Consider the following 17,363-nt stretch of genomic DNA (forward strand, 5'->3'; position numbering starts at 1 on the left):
CCATGTCTGTGGTTTTACCCAACAGGGCAGAGCGGCGCGTAAAACGTCCTCTGCTCGCGCTATTTCAGGGGCTGCTCACGCTGGCCCTGACGCTTTTTGGCCTGCTGCTGGTGACTTTTTCGCTGTCGGCCTTCTCCCCTGTTGACCGGGTTTTGCAGATTGTCGGCGATCATGCCAGCCAGTCCACTTACGATCAGGTACGTCATCAACTGGGGCTGGACCAGCCTCTACCGGTGCAGTTCTGGCACTACCTGGTGAACCTGGCACATGGTGATTTAGGCACTGCCAGCGCCACCGGGCAACCGGTGTTACAGGATCTGCTCGCCGCATTTCCGGCGACGCTGGAGCTGGCAACGCTGGCGCTGATTGTCGGCAGCGTGCTCGGCGTGATCGCGGGCGTTTTATGCGCGCGCTTTAAAGGCTCACCGTGGGATATGGCGGTGCGCACCTTTACGCTACTTGGCAACTCGGTGCCGATTTTCTGGCTGGGTTTGCTGATGCTGGCGCTGTTTTACGCCCGCCTGCAATGGAGCGCCGGGCCGGGCAGGCTCGATGATATCTACCAGTACACCGTCACGCCGCGCACGGGCTTCGCGCTGATCGATACCTGGCTTTCCGGCGACAGCGGCGCGTTTAAAAATGCGCTCAGCCACCTGCTGCTGCCGGTACTGCTGCTGGCCTACTATTCGCTGGCGAGCATTACCCGCCTTACCCGCTCTGCCTGCCTGAGTGAGATGAACAAAGAGTACATTTTGCTGGCGCGCGCTAAAGGCGCAGGCGAGATGACCATTCTGCTGCGCCATGTGCTGCCGAATATTCGCGGTACGCTGCTGACGGTGATCGCACTGGCGTACACCAGCATGCTGGAAGGCGCGGTACTCACCGAAACGGTCTTCTCCTGGCCCGGCATTGGTCGTTATCTCACCACAGCGCTGTTCGCTGGCGACACCACCGCCATCATGGGCGGTACGCTGGTGATTGGCGTCTGCTTTGTGCTGATCAATAACCTGACCGACCTGCTGGTACGGTTAACCGACCCGAGGGTGCGCTGATGCCGACGACACTTTTTCTGCACCGTCTGCGCCGCTCGCCCGCCGCATTCAGCGGGCTGCTGATTGTCGCCGTGCTGCTGCTGATCGCCCTGTTTGCGCCGTGGCTCGCACCGCGCGATCCCAACTGGCAGGACGCCGCCGCGCGCTTGCAGGCACCGAGCGCACAGCACTGGCTCGGCACCGACAGCTACGGGCGCGATTTGCTCTCGCGGCTGATTTACGGCACCCGCCCGGCGCTCGGCCTGGTGGCGCTGGTGACCGCCATTACCCTGCCTGTCGGGCTGCTGATCGGTATTGTTTCCGGCTACTACGGCGGCTGGCTGGAGCGCGTGCTGATGCGCTTTACCGACGTGGTGATGTCGATGCCGCGCCTGATCCTCGCCTTTGCTTTTGTCGCCATGCTTGGCCCTGGGCTGGTGAACGGCGCGCTGGCGCTGGCGCTCACCACCTGGCCCGCTTACGCCCGCCAGGCGCGCAGCGAGATCCAGCGTTTGCGTCACAGTGATTATCTGGCTGCCGCCGAGATGATGGGCATTCGCGGCTGGCGGCTGCTGTTTGGCCATATTCTGCCGCTCTGTTTGCCCTCGGCGATTGTGCGCCTCGCGCTCGATCTGGCAGGCATCATTCTGGCTGCCGCCGGGCTGGGTTTCTTAGGGCTGGGCGCACGCCCGCCGATGGCGGAATGGGGTGCGATGATCGCCGACGGTATGCAGGTGATTTTCGATCAATGGTGGATTGCCGCAGCGCCCGGTGCGGTGATCTTACTGGCAAGCCTCGCCTTTAACCTGCTGGGCGATGGCCTGCGCGATGTACTGGAGCCGCAACATGACTGAGACACGCGTCGCGGTAAGCGGCCTGAATATCGACTACCCCGGCGCGCGGGTGGTGAAAAACCTGAGCTTTACACTTGGCAACGAGCGGCTGGCGCTGGTCGGCGAATCCGGTTCGGGAAAATCAATGACCGCCCGCGCCCTGATGGGGCTGGTGCGCAAGCCGGGCCACGTCAGCGCCACCACGCTGAATGTGCTGGGACGGGATGTCACCACGCTCAACGATCGCGGCTGGCGCGCGCTGCGCGGTAACGACATTGCGATGGTATTGCAGGATCCGCGCTATGCGCTGAACCCGGTGAAAACCGTGCTGGCGCAACTGGATGAAGCGCTGACGCTCCACCAGCGGCTGAACCGCAAGCAGCGGCTGGAGAAGATCAACGAGGCGCTATGGGCGGTGGAACTTGAACCGACGGTGCTGCAACGCTACCCCGGCGAACTCTCCGGCGGTATGGGCCAGCGGGTAATGATCGCCATGGCGCTGGTTAACGATCCGCAGGTGCTGATTGCCGATGAACCCACTTCCGCGCTGGATGCGCGCCTGCGTAACCAGATCCTTGAACTGCTGGTCGCCCAGTGCGAACAACGGCAAATGGCGCTGCTGCTCATCAGCCACGATCTGCCGCTGGTGGCGCAGCACTGCCACCGGGTGATGGTGATGTATCAGGGGGAATGCGTGGATACGATGGCGGCGGCCGATCTGCCTGAGGCGCAGCATCCCTACACCCGCACATTGTGGACCTGCCGACCCAGCGCAGAAACCTGGGGCCAGATGCTGCCGACGCTGGATCGCAGCCAGTTCTTTACGGAGGCGAATGATGAGCATCGTTGATATCGCGCAGTTGCAGGTCACTTTTGCTGAGAAAACAGTGGTGAAAGGCGCCAGTTTGCGCGTGGAAGAAGGTGAAACTTTCAGCCTGATTGGCGCGTCCGGCTGCGGGAAATCAACCCTGCTGCGCGTGCTGGCAGGTTTACAGCGCGAATGGCAGGGCCAGCTGTCGCTGTTCGGCCAGCCGGTGAAAGCCGGAACGCGTTATCAGGGTATGCTGCGGCGCAATGTGCAGATGGTCTTCCAGGATCCTTACGCCTCGCTGCACCCGAACCATACGCTGTGGCGCACGCTGGCGGAGCCGCTGAAAATTCACGGTGAACCGGAAATTGACCAGCAGGTGGCTACCGCACTGGAGCAGGTCGGGCTTCCGGTTGATGCCGCACGGCGTTACCCGCACCAGCTCTCCGGCGGCCAGCGTCAGCGCGTGGCAATCGCCCGCGCACTGTTGCTGCGACCAAAAATTCTGCTGCTGGATGAGCCGACATCGGCGCTGGATATGTCGGTGCAGGCCGAAATTCTTAACCTGCTTAACCGCCTGAAGCAGCAGCACGGCATGAGCTATCTGCTGGTCAGCCATGATGCCGATGTGATTGCCCATATGTCTGACCGGGCAGCATTTATGGCCAATGGCGTGATTGAGCGTTTCTTTGACCGTAGCGCGCTGGTGCGTGGTGAACACCGGATGGGGTAATGCCGCGCACCGGCAGCCACCAGTGCGCGGTGGCTTACTGCTGTTCGTGGAAGGTATCAAGTTTCTGTTTTTGTTGCCCCTGCGCGTCAAAGTTATCCGCGTTCAGCCACGTGGAAATGGCGGCGTCGCGCAGCGGCCACTCGTTGTCCAGCATCGATAAATAGTCGGTATCGCGATTGCGCCCTTTGCGCACCATATGCTGGCGGAAGCGCCCCTCCCAGGTGAAACCGATGCGTTCTGCCGCGCGGCGCGAGGCGACATTCAGCGAATCACATTTCCACTCCACGCGGCGATAACCGCAGGCAAAAGCGTGGCGCAGCATCAGCCATATCGCTTCCGTGCCGAGAACGCTGTTTTGCATCTGTGGCGACCAGGTGACATGACCAATCTCTACCGAACCGTTGTCGGCGTTGATCGCCAGCCAGGCAATCACGCCGAGCGCATCGCCGCTGGCATTTTCCACCACGGCAAAAGGCGCTACGCTGGTGTCGAGCGTTTTACCGACGATCCAGCGCGCCATGCTCTCCAGCCCGTCAGGCCGTTCGCCCGCCAGCCAGGTCCAGCCGCTGTCATCTTCTGCCTGCGCGTAAGCCTGCAAGAGATCGTGCGTATGCGTTCTGGCGTCGAGCGGTTCGAGCCGACAATATTGGCCCGGCAACACGCTGTGCGGCAGCGGCTGAACACCGTTCCAGTGCGGCAGCCTGTCGCCGACTGTTTGACCAAAGTGATTGATTTCCGGCACGTTTCTCTCCCCGGCAAAAAAGACCAATATAAAAGAGATGTTTTATCAAGTCTGCGCGCCGGAATATAGTGCTAAAAATTGGGGGGCGTTGTTAAAAAAGCTTTTCAAATCAGAGAAATGAGCAGGTCTGGCGTCAGAAAGCTCTGACGCCAGAGGGATTATTTCGCGAAATGGCTAAATTGCGCGAGAACACGGTCAAAAATGTCCAGGCCTTTATTCACTTCTTCCGCACTCATGGTGCAAGGCGGCACCACGTGGATGCGGTTTTCGACGATAAAACTCAAAATACCGGCCTGCGTGAGCGCCGCTTTGATGGATCCCATCTCTGCCGCCGCCAGCGGGGTTTTGCTCTGCCGATCGCTGACCAGTTCCATCGCCTGGAACATGCCGCGCCCGCGCACGTTGCCAATCAGCTTATGTTTCGCCGCCAGCGCATCAAGCCCCGGACGCAGCACGCCGTTACCCACCAGCGCCGCATTCTCCACCACTTTCTCATCTTTCATCGCATCCAGCGTGGCGACAATCGCTGCCATTGCCAGCGGATGGCCGGAGTAAGTCAGACCGCCCGCGAAGAAGTGGTCGTCAAAGTAGCGTGAAATCGGCTCTGAAATCAGTACGCCGCCTGCGGGCGCATAACCGGCGTTAACGCCTTTCGCGAAGGTGATCAGATCCGGCACGATGCCATCCTGTTCAAAAGCGAACCAGCTACCGGTGCGGCCAAAACCGGCCATCACTTCATCAAGGATCAGCACAATGCCAAACTCATCGGCCAGCGCGCGCACGCCCTTCATATACCCTTCCGGCGGCACCAGAATACCGGCCGTTCCCGGTACGGATTCGAGCAGGATCGCGGCGATAGATGCCGGCCCTTCAACCTCAATCATGCGGCGCAGGTGCGCCAGCGCACGTGTGCACTCTTCGGCTTCCGTCGTCGCGTTGAATTCGCTGCGATAGAGGTACGGGTTAAAGAAGTGCACATGCCCGCGTGAATATTCGTTCGGTACGCGCCGCCAGTCGCCGGTGGCGGCAATCGCGCTACCGGTATTGCCGTGATAGGAGCGGTAGGCGGAGAAAATCTTGTCGCGCCCGGTGTAGAGACGCGCCATACGGATGGCGTTTTCGTTGGCATCCGCCCCAGCGTTGGTAAAGAAGACTTTACTGAAACCTTCCGGCGCCAGCGAGACAATGCGTTTGGCCGCTTCGCCGCGCGCCAGGTTGGCCGTCGCCGGTGCGATCGTCACCAGTTCGTCAAGCTGTGCTTTCATCGCCGCCAGCACGCGCGGATGCTGATAACCAATATTAACGTTCACCAGTTGGCTGCTGAAATCGAGATACGTATTGCCTTCGTAGTCCCACAACTCACAGCCTTTCGCCCCGGCAATCACCATCGGGTTAAGGTTGCCCTGCATCGACCATGAATGAAACACATACGACCGGTCCAGTTGACGTACGTCGTCGTTGGTTATCGCCATCTCGCTCTGAAGTGCCAGTTTCATATCCTGCTCCTCTCATGCCGTTATTGTTGTCCGTATCATGCGGCGCGCGGGCAAACCGCGGATAGAGCCAGTCGTGTTAGCAACATGTGACACAGGTGTCACACCGCGACATAACAACTGGCACTGTCTGGCGCGGGCGGGCGTTTTTATAGTGACGTCACAAACCCGCACAGGAGAAGACGATGAGTGAAGCAAAGAAAGTGGTGTTTATTACCGGCGCAACCTCCGGTTTTGGCGAAGCGGCAGCGCAGGTGTTTGCCGATGCGGGCTGGTCGCTGGTGCTGAGCGGGCGTCGTCTGGCACGTCTCGAAAGCCTTAAAGACCGCCTTCAGGGAAAAGTGCCGGTGCATATTATTGAGCTGGATGTCCGCGATAAAGATGCAGTGAAAAGCTCCGTGGCGTCGCTGCCAGCTGAGTTCGCCGATATTACCGCGCTTATCAACAATGCCGGGCTGGCGCTGTCGCCGCAACCTGCACAGCGCGTGGATCTTGAAGACTGGCAGACCATGATCGATACCAACGTGACCGGGCTGGTCAATGTAACCCACGCCCTGCTGCCCACGCTGATTCAACACGGCGCAGGCGCTTCTATCATCAATATCGGTTCAATTGCCGGGCAGTGGCCCTATCCCGGCAGCCATGTTTATGGCGCGACCAAAGCATTTGTGAAGCAGTTCAGCTATAACCTGCGCTGCGATTTACTTGGTACCGGGGTGCGTGTGACCGATTTAGCGCCGGGTATTGCGGAAACGGAATTTACGCTGGTGCGCACCAAAGGCGATCAGGCCGCATCGGATAACCTCTATCGCGGCACCACGCCGCTGACCGCGCAGGATATTGCCGAACAGATGTTCTACATCGCCACTCTGCCGGATCATATGAATATCAACCGCGTGGAAGTGATGCCGGTGCGTCAGGCCTGGCAGCCGTTTGCCATCGACCGCGACTGAGTTACCGCCCTCTTCCTGCGGGGAGGGGGTTAACTGGCGTACAAAATAAAACGCCCCGGCTGATGCCAGGGCCTGGTGTTTTAAGTGTAGCTAAGTACTGCAAGGTTTTACCCCGCCCGGCGCTTATCTCCGGCACTCACATAAGATGTGGCGTTAGCTCTGTAAGGGGTGTAGAGATAATAGTCAATCGGATTAATCCTGGCAATATGTAACGCGCACGGCGCGAAAGATGTATGACGTCGATCATTCTTTTCGCGCCACTGGCACGCAGAAATACGACAACTGTCACTAACCACGCGCGCTGCGCCTGTTTATGCTGCCTTTTCCCACCCCGATCCCCCTCCCTGCCCCATCACAAAGCAAACGCGCCGACATCTGCACTAAATTGATGAGTAAAATTCATTATCGTGCAGCCAAATGCAGTAAAAATGCGGAAATTAACCCCTGGCACAAAAATGGCATGGTGAAAAAGAAACCTAACCAGTTAGTCAAAAAACAGGGGGAGCAGGATGAGCCAGGTGATGTTTGCTGAGGAGAGCGCAGTGGTGTCCTTAAAGACCGCCAGCGCCACAGCGCGGCCCGCCATAACCGTCAGTCAGGCCAGCGTTATCTATCCGGCGGCGGATAAACCCGTACACGCGTTACAGGACATTAATCTGACGATTCGCCAGGGCGAGTTTGTCTCGTTTATCGGGCCATCCGGCTGCGGCAAAACCACCCTGTTGCGGGTTATTGCCGATCTTGAGCCGATTACCTCCGGCGATGTGCTGGTGAACGATATGTCGCCGTCGGAAGCGCGCCAGGCGGGGGCTTATGGCTATGTCTTCCAGGCACCGGTGCTGCTGCCGTGGCGCACCGTGATAGCCAATGTCAAATTGCCGTTGCAGATCCAGGGCGTACCGCCAGAACGCTGCGATGAAATCGCCCGTGAGCAGCTTTCACGCGTTGGCCTGAAGGGTTTTGAGAAAAAATACCCGTGGCAGCTCTCGGGCGGCATGCAACAGCGCGTGTCTATCGCGCGGGCGCTCGGCTTTGAGCCGAAAATTTTAATGATGGATGAACCCTTCGGCGCGCTCGATGAACTGACCCGCGACAACCTCAATCAGCAGCTTCAGCAACTGTGGTACAACGAGCAGCGCACGATGGTGTTTGTTACCCACTCCATTGCCGAAGCGGTCTATCTGTCGACCAAAATCGTGGTGATGTCGCCGCGTCCGGGGCGCATCGTGAAGGTGATCGACTCCCCGCTTCCGGCACAGCGCGATTTGGCGATCCGCAATACGCCCGCGTTCCTCGCACTGGCGCAGGAGGTGCGCGAAGCGCTGGTGGAGGGACATCATGATCGCTGAGCGGCGTCTTATTGCGAACGCACTGCCGGTGGGCATGGTGCTGCTGGTCGCGCTGGTGCTGTGGTATTTGCTGGCGCTGGCGCTGAATGCGCCCGGCGTGATTGACCGCGTACTGGCCCCGCGCGGCGCGTGGAATTATCACGATATGATGCAGGCCGCGCTGAATGCCAGCCGTCCGCTGCTGCCCGCACCGCACCAGATTGCCATCGATATCTGGAACAGCATCACCCAGTGGCCGCTTACCTCACCGCGCAACCTGCTGTTGCATACCTGGGTCACCGCCAGCGCAGCGCTGACGGGTTTTGCCATGGGGGTGGTACTCGGCGTGGTGCTGGCGGTGTGCATTGTTCACTCGCGCACACTGGATAAAGCGCTACTGCCGTGGATCGTCGCCTCGCAAACCATTCCGGTACTGGCGATAGCGCCCATTGTGCTGATCATTCTGGGCAGCGTCGGCATCACCGGCATGCTGCCAAAAGCCACTATCGCCATGTATCTCTGCTTCTTCCCGGTCACCATCGCCACCGTGCAGGGACTGCGCTCGCCGCAAAAAATGGAGATGGAACTGATGCACACCTGGGCTGCCCGGCGGGTCGATATCTTCTGGACTGTGCGCCTGCCCTCTTCGCTGCCGTATCTGTTTCCGGCGTTTCGCGTGGCGATTGCCAGCGGGCTGGTCGGTACGATGGTGGCCGAGTTGCCCACCGGGGCACAGGCCGGGCTGGGCGCGCGGCTGCTGACTGGCTCCTACTATGGCAACACCATTCAGATCTGGTCGGCGCTGGTAATGGCCTCGCTGCTTGGGCTGGCGTTAACCGGGCTGGTCACGCTCACGGAACGGCTGGTGATGCGCCAGCGTAAGGGGGGATGATGAAACGCACTGCGATACCCGGCACGTTTTTGCTGGTCGGCGCGCTGCTGTTGTTGATGCTGTCGCTGATCCAGTTGAGTGGGCAAACGCCGTTATCGGCTCCGCTGTTGCTGGTCAATATCCTGCTGGTGCTGTGCGCGCTGGCAGGGTGCACCACCACCTTCAGCCTTCTGCGCGGCGCTCTGTTCGCCGTCACTTTGCTGGCGAGCGTACTGTGGCTGGCGTGGCAGCCGATTCACGGTCTGACGCTGGGCGCCGTAGCGCTGCTGGCGATGGTCAGCGTGCAACGTCTGGCGCGCTCAACGCTTCCGGCAGCCAGCGTCGCGGCGCTGCTCGGCCTGTGGCTACTGTGGTTCTGGCAGATTCTGGTCACCGGTTTTGCCGTTCCGCAGGTCATTCTGCCCGCGCCGCTGGACATTCTTGCCGCGCTGGTCAACAGCGTTCCGCTGCTGGCGGGCGATGTGCTGCAAACGGTGATCAAATCCGTGCTGGCAGGTTATCTGCTCGGTAGCGGGCTGGGGATTGGCGTGGCGATTCTTATCGACCGCCTGCCGTTTTTACAACGCGGATTATTGCCGGTAGCCAGCCTTACCAGCACCGTACCGCTGGTCGGCGTCGCGCCGATTGCGGTGATGTGGTTTGGCTTTGACTGGCCTTCCAAGGCCGCCGTGGTCATGCTGGTGACCTTCTTCCCGGCGCTGGTCAGTACGCTGGCCGGGTTAAAAGCCAGCGGCAAGCTGGAGCAGGAACTGATGTATTGCTATGCCGCCACGCCGGGGCAAAGCCTGCGGGTGCTGCGTCTGCCTGCCGCGATGCCGTTTATTTTCAGCGCTCTGAAAGTGAATGCCACACTGTCGCTTATCACCGCGATTGTGGCGGAATTTTTCGGCTCGCCAACCGCCGGACTGGGCTTTCGCATCTCCACCGAGTCGGCGCGCATGCATATGCCGGTAGTGTGGTCGGCAATTGTTGTCGCCTCGATCGCCGGTTCCCTGTTCTACAGCCTGCTGGTTCAGCTCGACCGGCGCGTGAATTTCTGGCACCCCACGCTACGTGGGAGCGCCGCTCAGAAGTAAAACAATTAGCACCTATCCAGGTTCACTAACCCGAGGAGTTCTCTAATGATAAAAAGTTTCGCTTTGCGCCGGGGTTTGTTGCTGGCGGCAATGTCTGTACTGGCCTTTCAGGCGGCCGCCGCCGAGAAAGTCACACTGCAACTGAAGTGGCTGCCGCAATCACAGTTCGCCGGTTATTACGTGGCGCAGCAAAAAGGGTTTTATCAGGATGAAGGGCTGGATGTCACCATTAAACCCGGCGGCACGGATATCTCCCCGGTGCAGGTGATTGCCGGTAAATCCGCCGATGTCATTGTCGACTGGCTGCCGGATGCGCTGGCCTCGCGCGAAGCGGGCGTGCCGCTGGTGAATATCGCCCAGGTGTACGATCGTTCCGGGATGATGCTGACCTGTAAAAAATCGAGCGGCATCAAAACCCCGGCCGATTTCAAAGGCAAAACCCTTGGCGTCTGGTACGGCGGCAATGAATACCCGTTCTTTAACTGGATGAACAAGCTGGGCCTCAAACCGGGTAAAGACATCACCATTTTAAAACAGGGCTTTAACGTTGATCCGCTGTTACAGGATCAGGCCGCCTGTATTTCGACCATGAACTACAACGAATACTGGCAGTTGATCGACGCCGGGCTGAAGCAGGACGACTTAATCACCTTCCCGTATGAGGATCAGGGCGTTTCTACGCTGGAAGATGGGCTGTATGTCCTCGGTTCCGATCTGAAAGATCCGGCGTTTGTCAGCAAAATGGCGAAATTCCTCAAAGCGTCGTTTAAAGGCTGGGATTACGCGGTGAAACACCCGGATGAAGCGGCGAAAATCGTGGTGGCAGAAGATGCCTCCGGCGCTGCCACGGAAGAGGTGCAGACTCGCCAGATGGAGAACGTGGCGAAGCTTATTACCAACGCCAATACGCCGAAAATCGGCTATCTCGATCCGGCCGCGTACCGTCGCACCATCGACGTGTTGCTGCACAGCGGTGGCGATACGCCGGTTATCAAGAAAGATCCGGGCGACAGCGGTATGACGCACGAAGTCTGGGACGCCGCCGCCAAACTGAAATAACCCCCGCCGCCAGGGAGGGCGGTTTTCTCACGGAGCACACTATGAATGAGGTTCTTCTCCACGGCGTGGTGGAGTCACCCGATAAGGGACGCATTCGTCAGGATAACGAAGCCATTATCCTGCCAGCGGCGGAGCGCGTATTTGCCCGCTACGGCTTTCGCGGCGCGACGATGCAACAGATTGCCGATGCCGCAGGTCTGCCGAAAGCCAATCTGCACTACTACTTCGGCAACAAACACAATCTCTACCTGCGGGTGCTGGAAAACATTCTCCACGACTGGTTGTCGCCGCTGGAGGGGATCTGCGCCAGCGCCGAGCCGAAAAGCGCGCTGGCGGAGTATGTCGGGCGCAAAATCCACTTCAGTTTCAGCCGCCCGGAAGCCTCCAAACTCTTTGCCAACGAGATCCTGCAAGGCGCACAGGTTGTGCATCCGTTACTGAAAAGCGAACTGCGACAACTGGTGGAAGAGAAAGCGCGCATCCTCGATGGCTGGATTGCCGCCGGTAAAATGCGCACGCTGGATACCACGCACTTCTTCTTTACTGTCTGGTCGATGACGCAAACCTATGCCGATTTCGATATCCAGGTGGAAGCCGTCTGCGGCGAAGATGCTCACAGCGACACGATGCAGTCGCGCGCCACGCAGCATGTGCTGAGCGCCGTCTGGCGCATCTGCGGTCTGGAATAACCTTCTTGCTGCTAAATGCAGCAATAATCGGCAAATTTGGTGCGAAATGCACCAAAATGCGACGATCATTTTAGTGCAATCGATCCTGAAGATCCCTGAACCGCTGATTTTGTCTGCCCTGCTGCTGTTGCCGTCAATATGGCACACAAATCGCATGGCTATTTGTGAAAACTTAACCATCTGGTCAGGATTATTCAGGAGGCATGATGAACACACTCGATACGCCGGGGATCTACCCCGGTCGGCTGACGCCCGCGGAGTATGCCCGTGCGTTCAGCGATTGCGACCCCGCGCTCTCTTCCACACAGGCGGTGCTGGAAGCGGAACGCTGCTACTACTGCTTTGATGCCCCCTGCACCCGCGCCTGCCCGGCGGAGATCGATGTGCCGAGCTTTATTCAGCGCATCGCGCAGAGTAACGATCGTGGCGCGGCGGAAGTGATCCTGCGGGCCAATATTCTTGGCGGCACCTGCTCACGCGTCTGCCCGACCGAAACCCTCTGCGAGCAGGCCTGCGTGCGTAATGCGCAGGATGGCCGTCCGCTGGATATCGCCCGTTTGCAGCGCTACGCCACCGATCGCTTTTTCGCCGCTCCCGGCAAACCGCTGTTTACCCGCGCCGCCAGCAGCGGTAAACGCGTGGCGATTGTCGGCGCCGGGCCTGCCGGGCTGACCGTGGCGCATGCGCTGGCGCTCGCCGGGCATGCGATTGATCTGTTTGATGCCCGCGCGAAAGCTGGTGGTCTGAACGAATACGGTCTGGCCCGTTACAAAGTGACCGGGGATTTTCCGGCGCTGGAAGTGGAGTGGCTGCTGTCGGTAGGCGGTATCACCCTGCATTGCGGCAAAACGCTGGGCCAGCACTTCACGCTGGCGCAACTGCGCGCAGAGTATGACGCGGTATTCCTTGGCACCGGTTTAGCGGGCGTGAATGCGCTCGACAGTGATACGCCAGAGCCGCACGGCGTGCGCGAAGCCGTCGAGTTTATTGCCGAACTGCGCCAGTGTGCCGATCTCAGCCAGATGCCAGTGGGTCGCAATGTAGTAGTGATTGGCGGCGGAATGACCGCGGTGGATGCCGCCGTGCAGGCGAAAAAGCTTGGCGCGCGCGAAGTCACCCTGGTTTACCGCCGTGGCGAAAGCCAGATGAAAGCCTCCCTGAAAGAGCAGCAGTGGGCAAAAGCGTGCGGCGTCACATTGCGCTTTCTCGCCGCGCCGCTGCGCTTTGAGCAGCAGGATAACCGCTTAACCGGCGTCACTTTTTCCCTCATGCAACAGACCGATGCAGGGCTGACGCCTGGCGGTGAAACCTTCACGCTGGCGGCGGATATGGTGCTGAAAGCGATTGGGCAAACCTACGATCCGCGCCCGGCGCAGGGCGTGGCATTAAGCGGCGGGCGCATCGCCGTTGACGAGGCAGGACGCACCTCGCTGCCCGGCGTCTGGGCCGGTGGCGACTGCTGCGCAGGCGGGCTGGATCTCACTGTCGATGCGGTTAAACAGGGCAAAGCCGCCGCCCGCTCCATCCTGCTGGCACTGGCCATTTCACAGGCCGATGCCGCCAATGCCACCTTTTTCCAGGAGCCGTCTCATGGCTGATCTACATAGTAATTTTCTCGGCATTCACAGCCCCAATCCGTTCTGGCTGGCTTCAGCACCGCCCACCGATAAAGAGTACAACGTCGAACGCGCGTTCCAGGCTGGCTGGGGCGGCGTGGTGTGGAAAACGCTGGGGCTTGATCCGCACGTCGTCAATGTCTGCGGGCCGCGCTACAGCACCCTACGCGGCGCGGACCGCCGTATTCTTGGACTGAACAATATTGAGCTGATAACCGACCGCTCGCTGGAGACCAACCTTGAAGAGATCGCGCGGATTAAGCAGCGCTGGCCGGATCGGGCGGTGGTGGTGTCGATCATGGTGCCCTGTGAGGAAGAGGCATGGAAATGGATCCTGCCGCAGGTGGAAGCCACCGGCGCGGACGGCATTGAGCTGAACTTCGGTTGCCCGCACGGCATGAGCGAGCGCGGCATGGGCGCGGCGGTCGGCCAGGTGCCGGAGTATATCGAAATGGTCACCCGCTGGTGCAAGCAGTATTGCAGCCTGCCGGTGATCGTCAAACTGACGCCGAACATTACCGATATCCGCTACCCGGCGCGGGCGGCAAAAGCGGGCGGCGCGGATGCGGTTTCTCTGATCAATACCATCAATTCGGTGATGGGCGTTGATCTCGACCAGATGCTGATGACGCCGCACACCGGCAATCAGGGTTCCCACGGCGGCTACTGCGGCCCGGCGGTGAAACCCATTGCGCTGAATATGGTGGCGGAAATTGGCCGCGACGCGCCAATGCGCGGGTTGCCGATCTCCGGCATTGGCGGTATCTCCACCTGGCGCGATGCCGCCGAATTTATCGCGCTGGGCTGCGGCACCGTCCAGGTCTGTACGGCAGTAATGGTGCACGGCTTTCAGATTGTGCGCGACATGATAAGCGGCCTGGAAAACTACATGGATGAGAAAGGGTTTCGCACGCTGGAGGATTTTCGCGGCATGGCGCTGGGCAGCGTTACCGACTGGCGCTACCTCAACCTTAATCACGTCGAAAAAGCCGTCATCGACCAGACAAGCTGCATCAAGTGCGGGCGCTGCCACCTGGTATGCGAAGACACCTCGCACCAGGCGATCTCCACCAGCCTGATGGGCGAGCGCCATTTCGCTGTGCGCGAGGAAGATTGCGTTGGCTGCAACCTCTGCGCCTCGGTTTGCCCGGTAGAAAACTGTATTTCGCTGCGCCACCTGCAACCCGGCGAAGTGGATAAACGCACCGGAAACGTGGTTTCCGACCAGTACGCCAACTGGACAACCCACCCCAATAACCCGATGGCGACCACGGCGTAAACCGGGTCAGGCACAGGAGAAGAGCATGCGTAAAGTGTTGATTAAAGGCGGCACGGTGGTCAATGCGGACTGCCAGCGCCGCGCCGATGTGTTGTGCGTTGATGGCCTGATCGCCGCCGTCGGCGACGCCTCACTGTGGGATCTTCCGGCACACACACAAGTCATTGATGCCGGAGGCCTGTATGTGATGCCCGGCGGCATCGATCCGCATACCCATATGAATTTCCCGTTTATGGGTACGACAACGGTCGATGATTTCTACAGCGGCACCGCCGCCGCGCTGGCGGGCGGCACCACGACGATTATCGATTTTGTTATCCCCAATCCACAGCAACCGCTGATGGAGGCGTATCAGCAGTGGCGCGGTTGGGCAGAAAAAGCCGCCGCCGACTACAGCTTCCACGTCGCCATTACCTGGTGGGATGAGAGCGTGCGTGAGGATATGGGGCAGCTTGTACAGCAGGAAGGGGTGAACAGTTTTAAACACTTTATGGCCTACAAAAACGCCATCATGTGCGACGACGAAACGCTGATGAACAGTTTTCGCCGCTGCCTGGAGTTGGGCGCCATGCCAACGGTGCATGCGGAAAATGGCGAGATGGTGTATCTGCTGCAACAGGAGATGCTGAAACAAGGGATCACCGGCCCGGAGGCGCATCCCCTCTCGCGTCCGCCGGAAGTGGAAGGTGAAGCCGCCAACCGCGCGATTACCGTCGCCAGCATTATGGGTGTGCCGATTTATGTAGTGCATGTCTCCTGTCGGGAATCGGCAGAAGCCATTGCCCGCGCGCGCGGCCGCGGTCAGCGCGTTTACGGCGAAGTGCTGGCGGGCCATCTGGTGGTGGATGACAGCGTTTACCGTCACCCCGATTTCGCCTTCGCTGCCGCCCATGTGATGAGCCCGCCGTTTCGTGATAAATCGCACCAGGCTGCGCTGTGGCACGGTTTGCAGTCCGGTCAGCTTCATACCACCGCCACCGATCACTGTACCTTCTGCGCCAGCCAGAAAGCCGCCGGACTGGATAATTTCACCAAAATCCCGAACGGCTGCGGCGGCGTGGAGGAACGTATGATGGTGCTATGGGATGCAGGCGTTAACAGTGGCCGTCTGACGCCGAGTGAGTTTGTCGCCATCACCTCTGCCAATACCGCGCGGCTCTTTAACATCTACCCGCGCAAAGGTGTGATCACGCCAGGCGCGGATGCCGATCTGGTGCTGTGGGACCCGCAGGGCAGCAAGGTACTGTCTGCTGCGACCCACCATTCACGCAACGACTTCAATATTTTCGAGGGCCGCGTCGTCACCGGCGTCCCGGCTTATACCCTCAGCCAGGGCGTGGTGGTCTGGGCTGACGGGGAACTGCGCGCGCGCGAAGGCGCAGGACGCTATATCAAACGCCCGGCCTTCGGACCGGATTTCAGTGCCGCCGCGGTCTGGGAGCGCCATCGTGCGCCGCAGGCCGTGCAACGTTAACCTGGGAGAAAAAAGATGAGTGAAACGATCTCCGCGCCGGACGCCGTGGTTGCGACGGGCGACCTGCGTATTAATGGCCAGCGCCTGTGGCAGTCGCTGATGGATCTGGCGCAAATCGGCGCAACGCCGAAAGGCGGTTGCTGTCGCCTGACGCTCACCGACCTTGATCGCCAGGGGCGCGATTTGGTGGTCGGCTGGGGCAAAGCGGCCGGGCTGTCGGTGGAAATAGACCAAATCGGCAACGTCTTTATGCGCCGCGCCGGGCGGAATAACAGCCTGCCGCCCATCGTCGCCGGAAGCCATATCGATACCCAGCCGACCGGCGGCAAATTCGACGGTAACTTTGGCGTGTTATCCGCGCTGGAAGTGATCCGCACGCTCAACGACAACGGCATTGAAACACAAGCCCCCGTCGAGATGGTGTTCTGGACTAACGAAGAGGGTTCGCGCTTTGTTCCTGTGATGATGGGTTCTGGCGTTTTTGCCGGGATTTTTTCGCTGGAACACGCCTATGCGGCAACCGATACCGCAGGCAAAACGGTACGCGATGAGCTGTTCAACATTGGCTATGCGGGCGAACATACGCCAGGCCAGCATCCGATTGGCGCCTATTTTGAAGCGCATATCGAGCAGGGACCGATTCTGGAAGAGCAGGATGTCGCCATCGGCGTGGTGCAGGCGGTGCTGGGGATCCGCTGGTATGACTGCACGGTGACGGGGATGGAGTCGCACGCTGGCCCAACGCCAATGGCGATGCGCAAAGATGCGCTGCAAGTGGCAACCGGTCTGATGCAGGAAGTGATCACCATCGCCAACCAGTTTGCCCCGCACGGGCGCGGAACGGTGGGCATGGTGCAGGTGCATCCGAACAGCCGTAACGTGGTGCCGGGCAGCGTCACCTTCTCCATCGATTTTCGCAATATGACCGATGCCGAGGTCGATAAGATGGATGCCGCGCTAAAAGCCGTTATCCAGCAAACGGCGCAGAAAACCGGGCTGGATATCGCTCTGCGCCAGGTGTCGCAGTACCCGGCAGCGCCCTTCCATGCCGATTGCAAAGAGGCTGTACGCCGGGCGGCGCAGCAATTAGGTTATTCTCATATGGATATTGTTTCCGGCGCCGGACATGACGCCGTATATATGAGCATGCTGGCACCGGCCGGAATGATCTTTATTCCCTGCAAGGACGGCATCAGCCATAACGAAATTGAGTATTCGTCGCCAGAACAGGTGAGCGCCGGTGCCAATGTGTTATTGCATGCGATGCTGGAAAAAGCCGGTGTCGTGGCGCGCAATACCTGATGTCCGTGAGGGAAATAACCCGATTGTCTGCCGTCGGGTTATTTTCTTGCCTCAG

General features: G+C 59.7%; 16 protein-coding genes. 14 read left to right on the forward strand and 2 right to left on the reverse strand.

Annotated features, from left to right (window positions below; genetic code table 11):
* Nucleotides 1–2: 2 nt before the first annotated feature.
* The 4 genes from Y71_RS19895 to Y71_RS19910 are packed head-to-tail and all read left to right on the forward strand — an operon-like array spanning nt 3 to nt 3,405.
* The gene (locus Y71_RS19895; protein WP_007373747.1) at nt 3–1,052 is read left to right on the forward strand and encodes an ABC transporter permease; all 1,050 of its coding nucleotides are present in this window, start codon (nt 3–5) and stop codon (nt 1,050–1,052) included.
* Complete coding sequence (locus Y71_RS19900) at nt 1,052–1,885, forward strand: ABC transporter permease (protein WP_007373746.1); 834 nt, start codon at nt 1,052–1,054, stop codon at nt 1,883–1,885. The genes Y71_RS19895 and Y71_RS19900 overlap by 1 nt, the downstream gene beginning before the upstream one ends.
* The gene (locus Y71_RS19905) at nt 1,878–2,714 is read left to right on the forward strand and encodes an ABC transporter ATP-binding protein (protein WP_007373745.1); all 837 of its coding nucleotides are present in this window, start codon (nt 1,878–1,880) and stop codon (nt 2,712–2,714) included. Before Y71_RS19900 ends, Y71_RS19905 begins: the two co-directional genes overlap by 8 nt.
* Nucleotides 2,701–3,405: an ABC transporter ATP-binding protein gene (locus Y71_RS19910; RefSeq protein WP_007373744.1), complete on the forward strand. Its 705-nt coding sequence runs from the start codon at nt 2,701–2,703 to the stop codon at nt 3,403–3,405. Before Y71_RS19905 ends, Y71_RS19910 begins: the two co-directional genes overlap by 14 nt.
* 34 nt (nt 3,406–3,439) lie before the next feature.
* Here the strand turns inward: Y71_RS19910 and Y71_RS19915 are convergent, their stop codons facing one another.
* Together Y71_RS19915 and Y71_RS19920 are read right to left on the reverse strand one after the other, a co-directional pair.
* Complete coding sequence (locus tag Y71_RS19915; RefSeq protein WP_007373743.1) at nt 3,440–4,147, reverse strand: GNAT family N-acetyltransferase; 708 nt, start codon at nt 4,145–4,147, stop codon at nt 3,440–3,442.
* Nucleotides 4,148–4,305: 158 nt separating this feature from the next.
* On the reverse strand, nt 4,306–5,643 hold the full coding sequence (locus tag Y71_RS19920; protein WP_007373741.1) for an aspartate aminotransferase family protein: 1,338 nt from the start codon (nt 5,641–5,643) through the stop codon (nt 4,306–4,308).
* Nucleotides 5,644–5,825: 182 nt separating this feature from the next.
* On the opposite strand from Y71_RS19920, the gene Y71_RS19925 reads away from it, so the two are divergent.
* From Y71_RS19925 to Y71_RS19970, 10 genes are all read left to right on the forward strand, one after another.
* The gene (locus Y71_RS19925) at nt 5,826–6,593 is read left to right on the forward strand and encodes an SDR family NAD(P)-dependent oxidoreductase (RefSeq protein WP_035943209.1); all 768 of its coding nucleotides are present in this window, start codon (nt 5,826–5,828) and stop codon (nt 6,591–6,593) included.
* Nucleotides 6,594–7,102: 509 nt separating this feature from the next.
* A complete protein-coding gene (locus tag Y71_RS19930) occupies nt 7,103–7,942 on the forward strand; it encodes an ABC transporter ATP-binding protein (RefSeq protein WP_035886055.1) in 840 nt (279 codons plus the stop codon).
* Nucleotides 7,932–8,813, forward strand: a complete 882-nt coding sequence (locus Y71_RS19935; protein ID WP_007373738.1) for an ABC transporter permease — start codon at nt 7,932–7,934, stop codon at nt 8,811–8,813. Before Y71_RS19930 ends, Y71_RS19935 begins: the two co-directional genes overlap by 11 nt.
* A complete protein-coding gene (locus Y71_RS19940) occupies nt 8,810–9,889 on the forward strand; it encodes an ABC transporter permease (RefSeq protein WP_145954149.1) in 1,080 nt (359 codons plus the stop codon). Before Y71_RS19935 ends, Y71_RS19940 begins: the two co-directional genes overlap by 4 nt.
* A gap of 45 nt (nt 9,890–9,934) precedes the next feature.
* A complete protein-coding gene (locus tag Y71_RS19945) occupies nt 9,935–10,948 on the forward strand; it encodes an ABC transporter substrate-binding protein (protein WP_035886058.1) in 1,014 nt (337 codons plus the stop codon).
* Between the two features lie 41 nt (nt 10,949–10,989).
* Nucleotides 10,990–11,637: a TetR family transcriptional regulator C-terminal domain-containing protein gene (locus Y71_RS19950; protein WP_007373735.1), complete on the forward strand. Its 648-nt coding sequence runs from the start codon at nt 10,990–10,992 to the stop codon at nt 11,635–11,637.
* Between the two features lie 203 nt (nt 11,638–11,840).
* A complete protein-coding gene (locus Y71_RS19955) occupies nt 11,841–13,235 on the forward strand; it encodes an NAD(P)-dependent oxidoreductase (protein ID WP_107146359.1) in 1,395 nt (464 codons plus the stop codon).
* A complete protein-coding gene (preA, locus tag Y71_RS19960; RefSeq protein WP_081120832.1) occupies nt 13,228–14,532 on the forward strand; it encodes an NAD-dependent dihydropyrimidine dehydrogenase subunit PreA in 1,305 nt (434 codons plus the stop codon). Before Y71_RS19955 ends, preA begins: the two co-directional genes overlap by 8 nt.
* A gap of 25 nt (nt 14,533–14,557) precedes the next feature.
* Complete coding sequence (gene hydA / locus Y71_RS19965) at nt 14,558–16,006, forward strand: dihydropyrimidinase (RefSeq protein ID WP_035943207.1); 1,449 nt, start codon at nt 14,558–14,560, stop codon at nt 16,004–16,006.
* 15 nt (nt 16,007–16,021) lie between these two features.
* A complete protein-coding gene (locus Y71_RS19970; RefSeq protein ID WP_007373731.1) occupies nt 16,022–17,308 on the forward strand; it encodes a Zn-dependent hydrolase in 1,287 nt (428 codons plus the stop codon).
* Nucleotides 17,309–17,363: the final 55 nt, after the last annotated feature.

This window comes from Kosakonia radicincitans DSM 16656 (assembly GCF_000280495.2).
GTDB lineage: Bacteria > Pseudomonadota > Gammaproteobacteria > Enterobacterales > Enterobacteriaceae > Kosakonia > Kosakonia radicincitans.